The organism is Pseudomonas protegens CHA0 (assembly GCF_000397205.1).
Classification (GTDB): Bacteria; Pseudomonadota; Gammaproteobacteria; order Pseudomonadales; family Pseudomonadaceae; genus Aquipseudomonas; species Aquipseudomonas protegens.
The window spans coordinates 5,529,099-5,547,120 of the sequence record NC_021237.1 but is presented as its reverse complement, the minus strand read 5'-3'; the positions used below and the strand labels follow the sequence as shown (position 1 = coordinate 5,547,120).

Sequence of the window (18,022 nt, the reverse complement as noted above, 5' to 3'; positions counted from 1 at the left end):
TTTTTTGTGAGCAAGTCTCTGCAAGCCATTCGTGGCATGAATGACATCCTGCCCGAGCAGACGCCCCTGTGGCGTTATTTCGAGGGTACTGTGGCGCGCCTGCTGGATAACTACGGTTACAAGCAGATCCGCATGCCGATCGTCGAGTTCACCGAGCTGTTCAAGCGCTCCATCGGTGAAGTGACCGACATCGTCGAAAAAGAGATGTACACCTTCGAGGATCGCAACGGCGACTCCCTCACCCTGCGTCCGGAAGGCACCGCTGCCTGTGTCCGTGCAGTGCTGGAGCACGGCATTACCGGCGGTGGCCAGGTGCAGAAGCTGTGGTACATCGGCCCGATGTTCCGTCACGAGCGCCCGCAGAAAGGCCGTTATCGCCAGTTCCACCAGATCGGTTGCGAGGTATTCAACCTCGACGGGCCGGACATCGATGCTGAACTGATCGTGCTGACCTGGCGCCTGTGGGGCGAGCTGGGCATCCGTGATGCGGTCAAGCTCGAACTCAACAGCCTGGGTACCGCCGAAGCGCGCGCGCGCTATCGCGACGCGCTGGTGGAGTTCCTGTCGGCGCGCATGGACAAGCTGGACGAAGACAGCCAGCGCCGCCTGAAGACCAACCCGCTGCGGGTGCTGGATACCAAGAACCCGGACACTCAAGCCGTGCTGGTGGAGGCGCCCAAGCTGGCCGACTACCTGGACGAAGAGTCCCGCGTGCACTTCGAAGGCCTCAAGGCCCGCCTGGATGCTGCGGGTATCCCCTATGTGATCAACCCCAAGCTGGTGCGTGGGCTGGATTACTACAGCAAGACCGTTTTCGAATGGGTCACCGACAAGCTCGGTGCCCAGGGCACTGTCTGTGCCGGTGGCCGTTACGATGGCCTGGTGGAGCAGATGGGCGGCAAGCCTACCTCGGGCGTTGGCTTTGCCATGGGGATCGAGCGTCTGGTGCTGCTGCTGGAAACCCTGGAGCAGGTCCCGGAAGAAATCTCGCGCCAGGTCGACGTTTACCTCTGCGCCTTCGGTGAGGCCGCCGAACTGGCTGCGCTGGCGCTGAGCGAGCGTGTTCGCGATCAATTGCCGAACCTGCGTCTGCAGATCAATGCCGGTGCCGGCAGCTTCAAGAGCCAATTCAAGAAGGCCGACAAGAGCGGCGCGCTGTATGCGCTGATCCTCGGTGACGACGAACTGGCCCAGCAAGTGGTAGGTTTCAAACCCCTGCGTGGCCAGGGCGAACAACAAAGCATTGCCTGGGATGCACTCGCTGCGCACCTGGCCACCTGCGTCGTGCAGGGTTGAAGCTGTCAAACAGCCGATTTAGCGAATAAGGAGTATTGGGGTGTCGAGTACCGAAGATGAACAGCTGGCGGAATTGAAAGACTGGTGGCAGCGTAACGGCAAACCCCTGGTGACTGGCGGCCTGCTGGCCCTGGTTATCGTGTTCGGCTGGCAAGCCTGGCACAAGTATCAGAACAATCAGTCGCAAGGCGCTTCGGTGCTCTATCAGCAACTGCTGGAAACTACCCTGACGCCGGATGGCAAGCCGGATGCGGCTCGTGTTACGGACCTGGCGGGCAAGCTCAACAGCGAGTTCGGCGGTACTGCCTACGCGCAGTACGGCAACCTGTTCGTGGCCAAGGTGGCAGTAGACACCGGCAAGCTGGACGATGCAGCGGCACAGCTCAAGGCCGTGGCCGACAAGCCCGCCAACCCGACCCTGGGTGAAGTGGCGCGTCAGCGCCTGGCACAGGTACTGGCGGCGCAGAACAAGGCCGACGAGGCTCTGAAGCTGCTCGACGGCGATGCCGACAAGGCATTCCTGGCGACTCGTGAAGAACTCAAGGGCGATCTGCTGGTCCAGCTGGGCCGTGTGGACGAAGCCCATGCGGCATACCAAAAAGCCAAGGCGGCGCTCTCGGATGAAGCGGCAGTCGGTGGCCTACAAATCAAGCTGGACGACCTGGCCAAAGGGGATGCATGACGTGATCCGTTGGAAACATGCAGCATTGCTGGCTCTGGCCTTGTTGGCCGCGGGTTGCAGCAGCAACAGCAAGAAAGAACTGCCACCGGCGGAACTGGTCGACTTCAAAGAAGAAGTGGTCCTGCAGAAGCAGTGGAGCCGTTCGATCGGTGACGGTCAGGGCGAAACCTACAACATGCTGGTGCCAGCCATCGATGGTGACACCATCTATGCCGCTGACGTGACCGGCGTGGTGGTTTCCATGGATCGCATGAACGGCGACGTCAAATGGAAGAAAGATCTCGAACTGCCTGTTTCCGGCGCCGTGGGCGTGGGTTATGGGTTGGTCATGATCGGCACTCTGAAAGGCGAAGTGGTTGCCCTGGATGCCTCCAGCGGTGAAGAGAAATGGCGTGCCCGTGTGACCAGTGAAGTGCTGGCTCCGCCAGCTACCAACGGTGACGTGGTGGTGGTGCAGACTCAGGACGACCGCGTGATTGGCCTTGAAGCCAGCACCGGTCATCAGATCTGGCTCTACGACAGCACTCCAGCGGTGTTGACCCTGCGGGGCACCAGTGCGCCGTTGGCGACCAACCGTCTGGCCCTGGCCGGTCTTTCCACCGGCAAGGTGGTCGCGCTGGATATTCGCAACGGCGTGCCGGTGTGGGAACAGCGTGTAGCCATTCCACAAGGCCGTTCCGAACTGGATCGGGTCGTGGACATCGACGGTGGCCTGCTGCTGTCCGGTGGCACCCTGTACGTTGCCAGCTACCAGGGGCGTGTGGTTGCCCTGGACCTGGAGAGCGGCCGTCCGCTGTGGCAGCGTGATGCTTCCAGCTACGCCGGTGTGGCCCAAGGGTTCGGCAGCGTTTATGTCAGCCTGTCCTCGGGTACCGTGGAAGGCGTGGACGAGCGTTCGACTACCGCGCTGTGGAGCAACGACTCCCTGGCTCGCCGCCAACTGTCGGCACCGGAAGTCTTCTCCAGCTACGTAGCCGTGGGCGACCTGGAAGGTTACCTGCACCTGCTGAGCCAGGTTGACGGTCGCTTCGTCGGTCGTACGCGCATCGATAGCGACGGCCTGCGTGCTCGTCCGCTGGTGGTGGGCGACATGATTTATGTGTATGGCAACAGCGGCAAACTGGAAGCCCTGACCATCAAGTAATGGTTTGACTATGCTTGGGGTGATCCCCAAGCGAACTGCAGGAGCGAGCGTGCTCGCGATGGATGCCAGGTGACGCCAGCTTGCTGGACGAGCGCGGCGCCATGGAGTTAATCGCGAGCACGCTCGCTCCTACAGTGCTGCCCCGAGCACCAGCCGCTGCCTCGCAGCGGCTTTTGTATTTTCTGAATTAACGCAGTGGAGAGCCGCATGGTTCCCGTAATCGCCCTGGTGGGCCGACCTAACGTCGGCAAGTCCACCTTGTTCAACCGCCTGACTCGGACTCGCGACGCCATTGTCGGCGACCTGTCCGGTCTGACCCGTGATCGCCAATACGGTGAGGCCAAGTGGCAAGGGCGTACCTATATTCTGATCGACACCGGCGGTATCTCCGGTGACGAGCATGGCATGGATGAAAAGATGGCCGAGCAGTCGCTGCTGGCCATCGAAGAAGCTGATGTGGTGTTGTTCCTGGTGGACGCCAAGGCCGGGTTTACCGCGGCCGACCAGATGATCGGCGAGCACCTGCGCAAACGTAACAAGACTTCCTACGTGATCGCCAACAAGGTCGACAACATCGACCCGGACATGGCCCGCGCCGAGTTCGCGCCGCTGGGCATGGGCGATGCCATCCCGATCGCCGGTGCTCATGGCCGCGGTATCACCCAGATGCTGGAAATCGCCCTGAGCGAATTCCCCAAGGATGACGCTGACGAGCCGGAAGAAGGCGAGGAAGAGATCGTTGCCGAGGGTGAGGAAGCCAAGCGCATTCCGGGCCCGAGCGAGAAGGACGGGATCAAGATCGCCATCATCGGTCGTCCCAACGTCGGCAAGTCGACCCTGGTCAACCGCATGCTCGGTGAAGACCGGGTGATCGTCTATGACCAGCCCGGCACCACCCGCGACAGTATCTACATCCCGTTCGAGCGCAACGACGAGAAGTACACCCTGATCGACACCGCCGGTGTGCGCAAGCGCGGCAAGATCCACGAGGAAGTCGAAAAGTTCTCGGTGGTCAAGACGCTGCAGGCGATCAAGGACGCCAACGTGGTGATCTTCGTCATGGACGCCCGCGAAGGTGTGGTGGACCACGACCTGAACCTGCTGGGCTTTGCCCTGGAAGCCGGTCGGGCCCTGGTGATCGCCCTGAACAAGTGGGACGGCATGCAGCCGAGCGAGCGCGACTATGTGAAGACCGAGCTGCAACGCCGGCTGTTCTTCGTCGACTTCGCCGATATCCACTTCATCTCGGCGCTGCACGGTACCGGTGTGGGCAACCTCTACCAGTCGGTGCAGAACTCCTTCAAGTCGGCGGTAACCCGCTGGCCCACCAGCCGCCTGACGCAGATCCTCGAAGATGCCGTTGGCGAGCACGCGCCGCCCATGGTCAACAATCGCCGGATCAAACTGCGCTACGCCCACTTGGGTGGTGCCAACCCGCCGCTGATCGTGATCCACGGCAACCAGGTGGAGAAGGTGCCCAAGTCTTATGTGCGCTATCTGGAAAACACCTACCGCCGAGTCTTGAAGCTGGTAGGTACGCCGATCCGCATCGAGTTCAAGGGCGGCGAGAACCCGTACGAAGGCAACAAGAACACGCTGACCGACCGCCAGGTCAACAAGAAGCGTCGCTTGATGTCGCACCACAAGAAGGCCGACAAGAAGCGCCGCGACAAGCGCTGACCGGCTTAGGGGCCGGCTTGCCGGTGAAGCTCCGGACCTGCTTCAGAGCTTCGCTGGCAAGCCAGTTCCTACGGGATCTGTGTGGATAAGAGGGCGCCCCGGGCGCCCTTTTTCATGCCTGGCGTTTGGGCTATTCTCGGGGACCTCCGCGCCGCCGTAGTGCGGACTGCTCAGCAGGGAATCCTCATGATCATCAGTAAGTTGCCGAATGTCGGCACCACCATCTTCACGCAAATGTCCCAGCTCGCGGTGGAAACCGGAGCGCTCAACCTGTCCCAGGGCTTTCCTGATTTCGATGGCCCGCAAGCCCTGCGTGATGCGCTTGGCTGGCATGCCGCCAATGGCCATAACCAGTACGCACCCATGACCGGCCTACCGGCACTGCGCCAGCAGGTCGCCGTGAAAATCGCCCGCAGCTATGGCGTCCAGGTCGATGCGGACGCTGAGGTGACCATCACCCCCGGTGCGACCCAGGCAATCTTCTGTGCCATCCAGGCGGTGATCCAGCGCGGTGACGAAGTCATTGTGTTCGACCCCAGTTACGACAGCTATGAGCCGTCGGTGGAGCTGGCCGGTGGGCGTTGTGTGCATGTGCCGTTGGCCGGGCAGGGCTTTGCCCTCGATTGGCAGAAACTCGGTGAAGCCCTGAGTCCGCGCACGCGGATGATCATCCTCAATTCGCCGCACAACCCCAGTGGTGCCTTGATCAGCCGCGCCGAGCTGGACCAGTTGGCCGCCCTGATCCGTGATCGCGATATTTATCTGGTCAGTGACGAGGTCTACGAACACCTGGTGTTCGATGGCGTACCCCATGTCAGTGTGCTGGCCCATGAGGAGCTGTATCAGCGGGCCTTCGTGGTCAGCTCGTTCGGCAAGACCTACCACGTGACCGGCTGGAAGACCGGTTATGTGGTTGCACCACCGGCCCTGAGCGCCGAGCTGCGCAAGGTGCATCAATATGTCAGCTTCTGCGGGGTCACGCCTTTGCAGTACGCTCTGGCGGACTTCATGGCCGACCACCCGGAACATGTCGAAGAGTTGCCGGCCTTTTACCAGGCCAAGCGTGATCTGTTCTGCGATCTGCTGAGCGCCTCGCGTTTCAGCTTCAACCGGGTGTCGGGTACCTATTTTCAATTGGTGGACTATTCGCAGATTCGTCCAGACTTGAATGATGTCGACATGGCGATATGGATGACCCGCGAACACGGCGTGGCGGCCATTCCGGTGTCGGTGTTCTATCAGCAGCCGCCCCAGGGGCAGCGCCTGGTGCGTCTGTGTTTTGCCAAGCGCGAGGACACGTTGCGCCAAGCAGCGGAGAAACTATGCGTGATCTGAGTGCATTACCCGATCTGAATCTGGCCCTGATCCAGACCACCCTGGCCTGGCACGACCGCCAGGCCAACTTCGAGCATTTCGAGCAGTTGCTGGAGCAGGCCCGTGGTGCAGATCTGATCATCCTGCCGGAAATGTTTACCACCGGATTCTCCATGGAATCCGCGACTCTCGCGGAAGCGGAGAATGGCCCTACCAGCAAATGGCTACGTGGCCAGGCGAAAAAGCTGAATGCGGTGATCACCGGCAGCGTGATAATCCAGGCAGCGGATGGCAGCCATCGCAATCGCTTGCTGTGGGCGCGCCCTGACGGTGAGGTCTGGCACTACGACAAGCGCCACCTGTTTCGCATGGCCGGCGAGCACAATCACTACACGCCGGGGGAACGGCAGGTACAGTTCGAGCTCAAGGGTTGGCGTATTCGCCCGCTGATCTGCTACGACCTGCGCTTCCCGGTGTGGAGCCGGGACGCCCAGGACACCGACCTGCTGCTCTACACCGCCAATTGGCCGGGTGCCCGCCGCCTGCACTGGAATCGCCTGCTGCCAGCCCGGGCCATTGAAAACCTCTGCTACGTTGCGGCGGTGAACCGGGTGGGCACCGACGGCAAGGGCTTCGCCTATACCGGAGACAGCCAGGTTCTGGACTATCAGGGCGAAACCCTGCTCAGCGCCGGAGAGGCCGATGGCGTCTTCCAGGTGTGCCTGAACGCGGGTGAACTGGCGGCTTACCGTGCGCGTTTTCCGGCGAACCTCGACGCCGATACCTTCATGTTCACTTAGGATCGCTTCGGCACTGCACACTTTTTTACAGGTTGCGAATATCAAGCTTCGAGGGTGAAGGCCGATAGCAGGATCAGTTCAGGAGGAATCAACCATGACTACCATCACTGCCACCATCGTCAATCCTTACCCCCTGTCGGCACCCAAAACTGCTTCGACTGAAGCCGAAGGCAACAGCGCCAGCCCGCTGGCGCCGGTGGATGACAGCAAGGACGGTCAGGATAAGGAACTGCGGGTCAACTCTGGCGATGCCAATATCGATGCGGTAAAGGCCGGTGGTGATCCGGTCAAGGCGCTGCAGAAACAGATCGAGCAGACCCAGAAAACCCTGACCGAACAGCAGGCCCAATTGGCCAATGTGCAGAAGGGCCAGGCCAGCGACGAACAGAAAGCCCAGCAGGTGATGGAAGTCCAGGCGCAGATCGCCGTGACCAACAGTACCTTGCAGGTGCTGCAGGCGGCTTTGCTGCAAGCCATGTTCAGTGTTGATGTGCATGCCTGAAACAGTCGTTGCTGACATTTAGCTGGTGTTATCTGTTCCGGCATAAAAAAGGCCCCGGGGAGTCGAGCTCCTCGGGGCCTTTCGCTTTAGGCAGCCTTTAGGCTGCCTTGGCCTGCTGCTCGCTCAAGGAGCGGTTCAGCGCACTGAACAGCGCCTTGAAGCTGGCGGTGGTGATGTTTTCGTCGATACCGACGCCGTGCACGGCGCGCTCACCGTTGACCCGCAGTTCGATGTAGGCCGCCGCCTTGGCGTTGGTGCCGGCGCCGATGGCGTGCTCGTTGTAGTCCATGATCTCCACCGGAACCGGCAGCCCGGCTACCAGCGCTTCCAGGGCACCGTTGCCCTTGCCGCGCCAGCTGAGGTTGGTCTCGCCCTGGCCCTTGCTCGAGACTTCCACTTCCACGGCGCTGTGGCCGTTCTCTTCCTGCAAGCGATGGCTGACCAGCGCGTAGGGAGTGTTGGCCTGCAAGTACTCGCTGTGCAACAGCGCGTGGATCTGCTGGGCGGTCATTTCCAGGCCCAGGCGGTCGGTTTCCCGCTGCACCACCTGGCTGAACTCGATCTGCATGCGGCGTGGCAAGCTGATGCCGTATTCCTGCTCGAGCAGGTAGGCGATACCACCCTTGCCCGACTGGCTGTTGACGCGGATCACCGCCTCGTAGCTGCGACCGATATCGGCCGGGTCGATCGGCAAGTACGGCACCTCCCACAAGCCATCGGCTTTCTGCTGGGCGAAGCCCTTGCGGATCGCGTCCTGGTGCGAGCCGGAGAACGCAGTGTGGACCAGGTCGCCGACATAAGGGTGACGCGGGTGCACGGCAATCTGGTTGCACTCTTCCACGACTTTGCGCACGCCGTCGATGTCGGAGAAATCCAGTTCAGGGTTTACACCCTGGGTGTAGAGGTTCAAGGCCACGGTGACCAGGTCGACGTTACCGGTACGCTCGCCGTTGCCGAACAGGCAGCCTTCGACACGGTCGGCGCCGGCCATCAGGCCCAGCTCGGTGGCGGCCACGCCCGTACCGCGGTCGTTGTGGGTGTGCAGGCTGATGAGCACGCTGTCACGACGGTTGATGTTGCGGCAGAACCACTCGATCTGGTCGGCGTAGATGTTCGGTGTGGCGACTTCAACGGTGGCCGGCAGGTTGAGGATCACCTTGTTGCTTGGCGTGGCGTTCCAGACTTCCACCACGGCGTCGCAGACTTCCTTGGCGAACTCCAGCTCGGTGGCGCTGAAGGTCTCTGGCGAGTACTCGAACTGCCACTGGGTTTCCGGTTGCTGGGCGGCGTATTTGACGAACAGCTTGGCCGCATTCACCGCGATCTCTTTCACACCGGCCTTGTCCTGGTTGAAGACAATGCGGCGGAACGAAGGGCTGGTGGCGTTGTACAGGTGGACGATGGCCTTTTTCGCTCCACGCAAGGACTCGAAGGTGCGGGCGATCAAGTCTTCGCGGGCCTGGGTCAATACCTGGATGGTGGTGTCGTCCGGAATGTGGCCGCCTTCGATCAGGGTGCGCACGAAGTCGAAGTCGGTTTGCGAAGCGGCCGGGAAAGAAGCTTCGATTTCCTTCACACCCACAGCTACCAGGGTCTTCCAGAAGCGCAGCTTCTTGACGGCATCCATCGGTTCGATCAACGACTGGTTGCCATCACGCAGGTCCGAACTGCACCAGATCGGCGCGCTGGTGATGGTTTTCGACGGCCAGGTACGGTCCGGCAAGTTGATGGTCGGGAACGCGCGGTACTTGGAGGATGGGTCTTTGAGCATGGTCATGGAGAAATCCTTATTGTCCGGGCCGAAAAGAGGCGGCCTGCCGGTGAGTCAAGAGTGAGGTTGACGCAAGGGGGTGAGGCACCGCGATTCAGCCTGGCAGTCGTGCGCTGACGAGGCAGAGGCTCCGGTGTTGACGACGCTGAATGAGGGTGTGAGAGGTTTTCATGTGCTCAACCCTAACCACTGGGGTGAGAGATGGCAAGCAGTCGAAAAAAATTGAGAGGAATACTCGAAAACAAAGCTATATCGAGATTTTATGCTGGGTATTCTTTGAAAGAATACTAACGATTGCGCAGTCGAGTAGGGCTGCGCAATCCCTGTGGGCGTCGGCTCGCCGCTGAATCAATGCCTGATGCAGGCAAGCGGCGCTGCGCGATCAGGGCTGGAAGGCCCCGATAAAGATGGCCGGATCGACCCGCGCATCATTCAGGCTGACGTTCCAGTGCATATGCGGCCCGGTGGCGCGGCCGGTCGCCCCCACCTTGCCCACCACGGCGCCACGGGCCAGGGACTGGCCGATCTTCACGTCGATTTTCGACATGTGGCAGAACATGCTGATGAAGCCCTGGCCGTGGTCGACGAACACGGTGTTGCCGTTGAAGAAGTAGTTGCCGATCAGGATCACTTTGCCCGCCGCCGGGGTCTTGATCGGTGTGCCTGCTGGCACCGCGAAGTCCAGGCCCGCGTGAGGGTTGCGCTCTTCACCGTTGAAGAAACGGCGTACGCCGAACTTGCTCGACAGGGGGCCATTCACCGGCTTGTCCAACAGCAGGTTGCTTGGGGTGTTGGGGCTGAAGCTGCGGTAGGCGCGGATCTGTTCCGCCAACTCGCCGTCGATGCGCTTGAGGTCCGCCGGGTTCGGATTGACCTGGCGCTGGTTCTTCAGGGTGATGTGCTGCTCCGGGTATTTCTTGTTGCCGACCACGAAGTTCAGGCTGCGCCCGCCGGTGCTTACTTGTTGAGTGCCGGGCTTGACCGTCAGCGGGATGCCGACAATCGCCAGCCAGTTGTTCTGCTCCTTCACCACCAGCACCGGCTTGCCCTGGTAGCTGGCCTTGGGCGCCTGGGCGGCGCTGCCCAGGTCGACCACCGCTACGCCACCGGGCACGGGTTTGTTCAGCAGGCGGGTGATGTAGCTGTCGGCGTGAGCATTGAAGGCCAGGCACAGCAACAGCAGGGAGCAGAGAAAACGCGGCATGGATCAATCCAGTAGAGAAAGAGTGACGGGCGTCAGGTGGTTGTCTTCGACGCGTACTTGCAGCTCGCCTTCGCCCAGGCGGGCACTGAGGCGCTGGCCTGGGCGGGTCTGGCCGGCACTGCGAATGGCCTGCCCGCGATCGTCCAGCAGGATGCTGTAACCGCGCCCCAGGGTGGCCAGGGGGCTGACCACATGCAGGGTCTGCATCTGGCTGTGCAATTGCAGGCGGCGGCCCTTGAGGCCTTCGCGCATGGCCCGGGGCAGGCGTTCGGCCAAGCTGTCCAGGCGCTGGCGCAGCAGTGCCAGTTGCCGCCCTGGATGCTGGGCTCCGAGGCGGGTTTCCAGGCGGATCAAGCGTTCGCGACGGGTATTGAGGCTGCGCTCGAAGGCGCGGCGCAGGCGCATGTCCAGGTCGTCCAGGCGCTGTGCCTGCTGGCGCAGGCGTTCGCCGGGATGGCGCAGGCGTCGGGCCAGGCCGTCCAGGCGCAGCCGGTCGCGCACCAGCCGGTCGCGCATGCGCATCACCAGGCGTCGATGCAGGTTGTCGACCCGGCGTTGCAGGTCACTGGAATCGGGGGCCAGCAGTTCGGCTGCTGCGGAAGGCGTGGGCGCGCGAACGTCGGCCACGAAATCACTGATGGAGACGTCGGTTTCATGGCCGACGGCGCTGACGATCGGTGTCACGCAGGCATCCACCGCACGGGCCACGGCTTCTTCGTTGAAGCACCAGAGGTCCTCCAGGGAGCCGCCGCCACGGGCCAGGATCAGCGCGTCGAAGCCCCGGGCGTCGGCCAGCTGCAGGGCCCGGACGATCTGCGCCGTAGCCTCGCGGCCCTGCACGGCGGTAGGGATCAGGGTCAGCACGACCTGCGGTGCGCGGCGCCGGAACACACTGATGATGTCGCGGATCACCGCGCCGGTGGGCGAACTGATGATGCCGATGCGTTGCGGATGGGCCGGTAGTGGCACTTTGCGTTCGGCGCTGAACAGCCCTTCGGCGCTCAGCTTGTCTTTCAGGGCATCGAAAGCCAGGCGCAGGGCGCCATCACCGGCCGGTTCCACGGTGTCGAGAATCAGCTGGTAGTCACCGCGCCCTTCGAACAGCGAGACCTTGCCCCGCACCTTGACCGCCAGGCCGTCCTTCAGCGCCTGGCGGACCCGCGCGGCGTTCTGCCGGAACAGTGCGCAGCGCACCTGGGCGCCGCTGTCCTTGAGGGTGAAGTACACATGGCCGGAAGCCGGGCGGGCGAGGTTGGAGATCTCGCCCTCCACCCAGATATTGCTGAACACGTCCTCGAGCAGCACCCGGGCGCGGCCGTTGAGCTGGGTGACGGTGAGGACCTCGCGGTCCAGGCCGAGTCGTGCGAAGGGATCTTTAATCATGGGGCGCAGTTTAAAGGCCTGTCTCTGAATGGAACAACGCAAATCAACTACAAGTGATTGCGAAAATGTTCGACGAATTGCGCCACCAGGGGCGTCGGCTCCTGTCGATAGGCGAGGGCCACGGTGCTCTGGCAATCGGCATCCGCCAGCGGTAGGAAGCGGATGCTGGCCGGGGCGATGTCCTGCATCGACTCGGGCAGCAGGGCGATGCCGAAGCCGGCCTGGATCAGTTGCAATTGGGTGGTCTTGCGCGACATCACCCGCGCCGCCCTGGGAAAAAAGCCCTGGCGCATGCACAGCTCGGCCGAGAGGTAACTCAAGCCGCCCCGCTGGGGGTGGGGGATGGAGATGAAGGCTTCCTCGCGAAGCTGGGCCAGGTCGACGCCCCCGGCCGGAGGGTCCAGCGCCAGTGGGTGCTGAGGTGGCACCGCCAGCAGCAAGGGTTCGGCGAACAGGGGCGTGATCTGTACACCTGCCCGTTGACGTAACACCGGCAGGCGCAACAGGCCGATATCCAGGTGCCCCTGCGCCAACTCTTCCAGTTGCGCCTCGGAAGACAGCTTGGCGATGTCCATCGAGGCTCCAGGGCAATGCTGCAAGTAGCTGCCGATGCCCTGGAGTAGCCGGCCGCTCATGGGCACGGTGCTGGAGTGGCTCAGGCGCAAGGTGCCCAATTGCCCCATGCCTACCTGAGTGGCCAGTTCGCTGGCCTTGTGCAATTCACTCAGCAGGTTGCGTGCCTTGGGGAAGAACGCTTCACCGGCCGCCGTCAGCCGCGGCAGGCGCGCGGTGCGCTCGAACAGTGGGGTCTGCAATTGGTTTTCCAGCTCCTTGATCTGCCGGCTGAGGGCTGACTGGGCGACGAACAGGCGCTCGGCGGCGGCGCTGAAGCTGCCGCATTCGGCGATTTCCACGAAATAGCGCAGTTGGCGGGTCGAAATCACGAGGCATGCCTTTTTGCGATGAGTTGGCGACTTCGACGATATTAGTCGCAAGGCTCACTGCTGGCTAAAGTCACTGCGTATTCAACTGGGAAGTCGCAGCGATGAGCGTGGTAATCGAGGGTTTGAACCAGTGGTCTTTCGGCCCGGGCAGTTGGTTGGTGATCGGCCTGGGCATCGCGCTGGCGTACATAGTGTTCGGCATTGCCGGGTTCGGTACGGCGCTGGTGGCAGGGCCGGTGCTGATCCTGTTCATGCCGCTGTCGAAGATCGTGCCGCTGCTGGTGCTCCTGGATTTTGTCGCGGCCTTTGGCAACCTTCTGCCCTCGCGCAAGGATGTGGCCAGGCCGGAGTTGCTGCGCCTGTTGCCCTGCATGGCAGTAGGTTGCACCTTGGGGGTGATCTTCCTGCTCAACCTCAAATCCGATCTGTTGCTGCTATTGATGGGGCTGTTCATCAGTGCCTACGCCATCTACAGCCTGTGGGTGAAGGCGCGTCCGACCCAACTGGCGGCCGGCTGGGCGGTGCCGATGGGGATTGTCGGTGGGCTGTTTGGCGCCCTCTTCGGCAGTGGCGGCTTTCTATATGCCATCTACCTGAACAGCCGCCTGCCCAAGGATCCGGCGCGGGCGACCCAGAGCGCGCTGATCAGTTGCAGCACCGTGGTGCGCCTGAGCCTGTTCGCCCTGGCCGGGGTCTATGCCGAGTTGCCGCTGCTGCTATTGGCGCTATGCCTGTTGCCGGCGATGGCCTTGGGGTTGTGGATTGGCCGCCGGCTGACGATGAAACTGTCCCGGGAGGCTTTTGTACGCCTGGTGACCTGGCTGGTGCTGGCCAGTGGCGTTGCCTTGATCGGCCGTTACCTGAGCACTTGACCTGCTGGGGCCAGGGATTAAGCTGCGGGCCTTTGAATTCGTTCGCCGGCAGGCCGGCTCCTACAATTGATGACAGGAGCCGGCTTGCCGGCGAAAGCGTGAGTACCGTCCCCGCATGTTCCAGGCTTATCCATGAACTCCCAAAGCATCCTCGTCCCGAAAATTTCCACCCTGCCGGTGCACGAGCCCCGGGCCCGGGCGATCGTGCGCTGGCTGGTGCGCAAGAACATCGTCGAGGAAAGCCTCAGCACCTGCGGGCGCACGGGCAATCGCATGGGGCACGCCATTGCCGCCGGGGCACGGGAGGTGGTGCTGCGGCCAGAGGCGCTGCCCTTCGGCGAGCCGATCAATGGCCTGGAGATCATCACCAAGCGCTGCATCTATACCCCGGCCAAGGGCTTTCTCGAGGAAGCGGGCTGTGCCGAGTGCCGGCAGGAAATCGGTGAGGCGCTGTTCGAAAGCCTGGAAGACTGGATGCCAGGGCGTACCGACAACTTCACCTGCCCCGAATGCGGCCATGAAGATGACATCAACGGCTTTCTGTTTCTTCAGGAATGCGGTTTTTCCAACTTGGGCTTTATCTTCAACAACTGGGCCGAAGCGGGTTTTAAACAGAGCTTTATCGACGAGTTCGCCGACTGGCTGGATCAGCCGATAAGTTGGGTCAAGGTCGAGTTGTAGCGCGCGGATATCTCCATCTATCACTCCAGCGATATTAGCCAGAGTTTTACATTGAGCCCGGGTAGCTGTCTGAGTATAATGGCGCGCTTCCATTTTCCCGCCCGGGAGCCCCCGCGATGCTGCGTATCAGCCAAGAAGCCCTCACCTTCGACGACATTCTCCTAGTGCCCGGTTATTCCGAAGTACTGCCTAATGAAGTCAGTCTTAAGACCCGTTTGACCCGTGGCATCGAGCTGAATATTCCACTGGTTTCCGCCGCCATGGACACCGTCACTGAAGCCCGTCTGGCAATCGCCATGGCTCAGGAAGGCGGCATCGGCATCATCCACAAGAACATGACCATCGAGCAGCAGGCTGCCGAAGTGCGCAAGGTCAAGCGTTTCGAAGCCGGTGTGGTCAAGGACCCGATCACCATCGAGGCCGACGCCACCGTGCGTGACCTGCTCGAACTGACCAGCATGCATAACATCTCCGGTGTGCCGGTACTGCACAACGGCGACCTGGTGGGCATCGTGACTTCCCGCGACGTGCGTTTCGAAAGCCGTCTGGAAGTCAGCGTCCGTGAAGTGATGACGCCTAAAGAACGCCTGGTCACGGTCAAGGAAGGCGCCGACAAGACCGCCGTCCGCGAGCTGCTGCACAAGCACCGCATCGAGCGTGTACTGATCGTCGACGACGCCTTCGCTCTCAAGGGCATGATGACCGTCAACGATATCGAGAAAGCCAAGGCTTACCCGCTGGCCAGCAAGGACGACCAGGGTCGCCTGCGCGTCGGCGCTGCGGTCGGTACTGGCAAGGACACTGGCGATCGCGTTGCTGCGCTGGTCAATGCCGGTGTCGACGTGGTGGTGGTGGACACCGCCCACGGTCACTCCAAAGGCGTGATCGACCGCGTTCGCTGGGTCAAGGAGAACTTCCCGCAAGTGCAGGTGATCGGCGGCAACATCGCCACTGGCGCTGCCGCCAAGGCCCTGGCCGAAGCTGGCGCCGACGCAGTCAAGGTCGGTATCGGCCCAGGCTCGATCTGCACCACCCGTATCGTTGCCGGTGTTGGCGTGCCGCAAATCAGCGCCATCGCCAATGTTGCAGCGGCGCTGGTAGGCACTGGCGTGCCGCTGATCGCCGACGGCGGTATCCGGTTCTCCGGTGACTTGTCCAAGGCCATCGTCGCCGGTGCTTCCTGCGTGATGATGGGTTCGATGTTCGCCGGTACCGAAGAGGCTCCAGGCGAGATCGAGCTGTTCCAGGGCCGCTCCTACAAGGCTTACCGTGGCATGGGTTCCCTGGGCGCCATGTCCCAGGCCCAGGGCTCTTCCGACCGCTACTTCCAGGACTCCTCCGCGGGTGCCGAGAAGCTGGTGCCGGAAGGTATCGAAGGTCGCGTGCCGTACAAGGGCACCCTGACCGCGATCATCCATCAGCTGATGGGCGGCCTGCGTTCTTCCATGGGCTACACCGGTAGCGCCAACATCGAAGAAATGCGCACCAAGCCGGAGTTTGTCCGCATCACCGGTGCCGGCATGGCTGAATCCCACGTCCACGACGTGCAGATCACCAAGGAAGCGCCAAACTATCGCGTAGGTTGATAGTGATCGCCTCCAGGCCAAGGCCCGGAGGCGATTGACGAATTTAGTAACCGGGGCTGTGTTTTTCAGCCCCGTGTCGTTTCTGAAATTAGACGAGACTGACCATGGCCCTCGACATTCACGCTCACCGTATCCTGATCCTCGACTTCGGTTCCCAGTACACCCAACTGATCGCCCGCCGTGTGCGCGAGATCGGGGTCTACTGCGAACTGCATCCGTTCGACATGGACGACGAAGCGATCCGCGAATTCGCTCCCAAAGGCGTCATCCTCGCCGGCGGCCCCGAATCCGTGCACGAAGCCAACAGCCCTCGCTGCCCGCAGGCGGTGTTTGACCTGGGCGTCCCGGTCTTCGGCATCTGCTACGGCATGCAGACCATGGCCGAGCAGTTGGGCGGCAAGGTCGAAGGTTCCGAGCTGCGTGAGTTCGGCTATGCCCGGGTTGATGTAGTCGGCAAGAGCCGCCTGCTGGACGGCATCGAAGACCACGTCGACGCCGACGGCCTGTTCGGCCTAGACGTTTGGATGAGCCACGGTGACAAGGTCACCAAGATGCCGGAAGACTTCCACATCCTGGCCAGCACCCCGAGCTGCCCGATTGCCGGCATGTTCAACGACGACCTGCGCTACTACGGCGTGCAGTTCCACCCGGAAGTGACCCACACCAAGCAGGGCGGTCGCATCCTGTCGCGCTTCATCCTCGATATCTGCGGCTGTGAAGCGCTGTGGACCCCGTCGAAGATCGCCGAGGACGCCATTGCCCAGATCCGTGCCCAGGTTGGCACCGACAACGTCCTGCTGGGCCTGTCCGGCGGCGTCGACTCCTCGGTGGTCGCGGCCCTGCTGCACAAGGCCATCGGCGACCAGCTGACCTGCGTCTTCGTCGACAACGGCCTGCTGCGCCTGCACGAAGGCGAGCAAGTAATGGCCATGTTCGCCGAGAACATGGGCGTCAAGGTGATCCGCGCCAACGCCGAGGAGCAGTTCCTCAATAACCTGGCCGGCGAAGCCGACCCGGAGAAGAAGCGCAAGATCATCGGCCGTACCTTCATCGACGTGTTCGATGCCGAATCCTGCAAGCTGGAAAACATCAAGTACCTGGCCCAGGGCACCATCTACCCGGACGTGATCGAGTCGGCTGGCGCGAAAAGCGGCAAGGCCCACGTGATCAAGTCGCACCACAACGTGGGCGGCCTGCCGGAGGAAATGAACCTCAAGCTGGTCGAGCCACTGCGCGAGCTGTTCAAGGACGAAGTCCGTCGTCTGGGCCTGGAACTGGGCCTGCCGTACGACATGGTCTACCGTCACCCGTTCCCGGGCCCGGGCCTGGGTGTGCGCATCCTCGGTGAGGTGAAGAAGGAATACGCCGACCTGCTGCGTCGCGCCGACCACATCTTCATCGAAGAACTGCGCAAGGCCGACTGGTACCACAAGGTCAGCCAGGCGTTCGTGGTGTTCCAGCCGGTGAAATCCGTGGGCGTGGTGGGCGATGGCCGTCGTTACGCCTGGGTCGTGGCCCTGCGTGCCGTGGAAACCATCGACTTCATGACCGCCCGTTGGGCGCACCTGCCCTACGAGCTGCTGGAAACCGTCAGCGGCCGGATCATCAACGAGATCGAAGGTATCTCCCGCGTTACCTACGACGTGTCGAGCAAGCCGCCGGCGACCATCGAGTGGGAATGATTGGACGTTCTTCGAAGGCTACCGCTGGCTAGCGTCGGCTAACAAAACAAGTTGACTGTGGCGCTGGCGGTAAGAGTCGAGGTTGGATAAAGAAACGCTCGTTCACTGCTCAGACTTTTACCGTCTTTGACGGTAAAAAATTTCTCGGGGAAGCTCGTTTACGCGGCTTTCAAGGCATCAGCAGGCCTCCTGATCCTTGACAGTAAAAACTGTCGAAAAACTGGAGGAATACCTTGAGGCCGACCGACGCTGCACTGCGAAGTCTGAAGCCTAAGTCCAAGGTTTATAGGGCTTCTGACCGAGATAGGAGGACGTGACGGTATCGCCCAGCGGTACCGTCACCTTCCGCTATGACTACCGGCTTCACGGCCGCTGTGAGGCGCTGCCCCGGGAACGCTATGGCTCGGGTGGTATCTGGCTAGCGATGGTGCGCGAACTGCTCCTGGAGGCGCGCAAACCTGTTCAGGCAGGCACATCCTTT

Annotated in this window: 15 protein-coding genes; 11 read left to right on the top strand and 4 right to left on the bottom strand. The window is 61.9% G+C overall.

Features of this window, described 5'->3' with window-relative positions:
- Window positions 1-6 precede the first annotated feature (6 nt).
- The 7 genes from hisS to PFLCHA0_RS24610 all read left to right on the top strand — a co-directional run bounded on the left by hisS (window position 7) and on the right by PFLCHA0_RS24610 (window position 7,418).
- Window positions 7-1,296, top strand: a complete 1,290-nt coding sequence (gene hisS / locus PFLCHA0_RS24640) for a histidine--tRNA ligase (RefSeq protein WP_015636878.1) — start codon at window positions 7-9, stop codon at window positions 1,294-1,296.
- A 40-nt stretch (window positions 1,297-1,336) separates the two neighbouring features.
- Window positions 1,337-1,978: a tetratricopeptide repeat protein gene (locus PFLCHA0_RS24635; protein WP_011063205.1), complete on the top strand. Its 642-nt coding sequence runs from the start codon at window positions 1,337-1,339 to the stop codon at window positions 1,976-1,978.
- Entirely contained in the window at window positions 1,971-3,122 is a 1,152-nt protein-coding gene (gene bamB / locus PFLCHA0_RS24630) for an outer membrane protein assembly factor BamB (RefSeq protein ID WP_011063204.1), read from the top strand. Before PFLCHA0_RS24635 ends, bamB begins: the two co-directional genes overlap by 8 nt.
- Before the next feature lie 207 nt (window positions 3,123-3,329).
- Window positions 3,330-4,802: a ribosome biogenesis GTPase Der gene (gene der, locus PFLCHA0_RS24625; protein ID WP_011063203.1), complete on the top strand. Its 1,473-nt coding sequence runs from the start codon at window positions 3,330-3,332 to the stop codon at window positions 4,800-4,802.
- A gap of 186 nt (window positions 4,803-4,988) precedes the next feature.
- Window positions 4,989-6,137, top strand: a complete 1,149-nt coding sequence (locus PFLCHA0_RS24620; RefSeq protein ID WP_015636876.1) for a pyridoxal phosphate-dependent aminotransferase — start codon at window positions 4,989-4,991, stop codon at window positions 6,135-6,137.
- Window positions 6,125-6,916 (top strand): amidohydrolase, encoded by a 792-nt coding sequence (locus PFLCHA0_RS24615; protein WP_011063201.1) that lies wholly within the window; start codon window positions 6,125-6,127, stop codon window positions 6,914-6,916. Before PFLCHA0_RS24620 ends, PFLCHA0_RS24615 begins: the two co-directional genes overlap by 13 nt.
- Window positions 6,917-7,010: 94 nt before the next feature.
- A complete protein-coding gene (locus tag PFLCHA0_RS24610; protein ID WP_011063200.1) occupies window positions 7,011-7,418 on the top strand; it encodes a hypothetical protein in 408 nt (135 codons plus the stop codon).
- Between the two features lie 97 nt (window positions 7,419-7,515).
- On the opposite strand, the gene leuA is transcribed toward PFLCHA0_RS24610, so the two are convergent.
- The 4 genes from leuA to PFLCHA0_RS24590 form a co-directional block, all read right to left on the bottom strand.
- Complete coding sequence (leuA, locus tag PFLCHA0_RS24605; RefSeq protein ID WP_011063199.1) at window positions 7,516-9,195, bottom strand: 2-isopropylmalate synthase; 1,680 nt, start codon at window positions 9,193-9,195, stop codon at window positions 7,516-7,518.
- A gap of 376 nt (window positions 9,196-9,571) precedes the next feature.
- Window positions 9,572-10,393: a M23 family metallopeptidase gene (locus PFLCHA0_RS24600; RefSeq protein ID WP_011063198.1), complete on the bottom strand. Its 822-nt coding sequence runs from the start codon at window positions 10,391-10,393 to the stop codon at window positions 9,572-9,574.
- 3 nt (window positions 10,394-10,396) lie between these two features.
- On the bottom strand, window positions 10,397-11,776 hold the full coding sequence (xseA, locus tag PFLCHA0_RS24595; RefSeq protein ID WP_011063197.1) for an exodeoxyribonuclease VII large subunit: 1,380 nt from the start codon (window positions 11,774-11,776) through the stop codon (window positions 10,397-10,399).
- 47 nt (window positions 11,777-11,823) lie between these two features.
- Window positions 11,824-12,720, bottom strand: a complete 897-nt coding sequence (locus PFLCHA0_RS24590) for a LysR family transcriptional regulator (RefSeq protein WP_015636875.1) — start codon at window positions 12,718-12,720, stop codon at window positions 11,824-11,826.
- Window positions 12,721-12,821: 101 nt separating this feature from the next.
- On the opposite strand from PFLCHA0_RS24590, the gene PFLCHA0_RS24585 reads away from it, so the two are divergent.
- The 4 genes from PFLCHA0_RS24585 (at window position 12,822) to guaA (ending at window position 17,541) form a co-directional block, all read left to right on the top strand.
- A complete protein-coding gene (locus PFLCHA0_RS24585; RefSeq protein ID WP_011063195.1) occupies window positions 12,822-13,592 on the top strand; it encodes a sulfite exporter TauE/SafE family protein in 771 nt (256 codons plus the stop codon).
- Window positions 13,593-13,724: 132 nt separating this feature from the next.
- Window positions 13,725-14,273: a hypothetical protein gene (locus PFLCHA0_RS24580; protein WP_011063194.1), complete on the top strand. Its 549-nt coding sequence runs from the start codon at window positions 13,725-13,727 to the stop codon at window positions 14,271-14,273.
- 116 nt (window positions 14,274-14,389) lie between these two features.
- A complete protein-coding gene (gene guaB, locus PFLCHA0_RS24575) occupies window positions 14,390-15,859 on the top strand; it encodes an IMP dehydrogenase (protein ID WP_015636874.1) in 1,470 nt (489 codons plus the stop codon).
- Between the two features lie 104 nt (window positions 15,860-15,963).
- The gene (guaA, locus tag PFLCHA0_RS24570; protein ID WP_011063192.1) at window positions 15,964-17,541 is read left to right on the top strand and encodes a glutamine-hydrolyzing GMP synthase; all 1,578 of its coding nucleotides are present in this window, start codon (window positions 15,964-15,966) and stop codon (window positions 17,539-17,541) included.
- Window positions 17,542-18,022 lie beyond the last annotated feature (481 nt).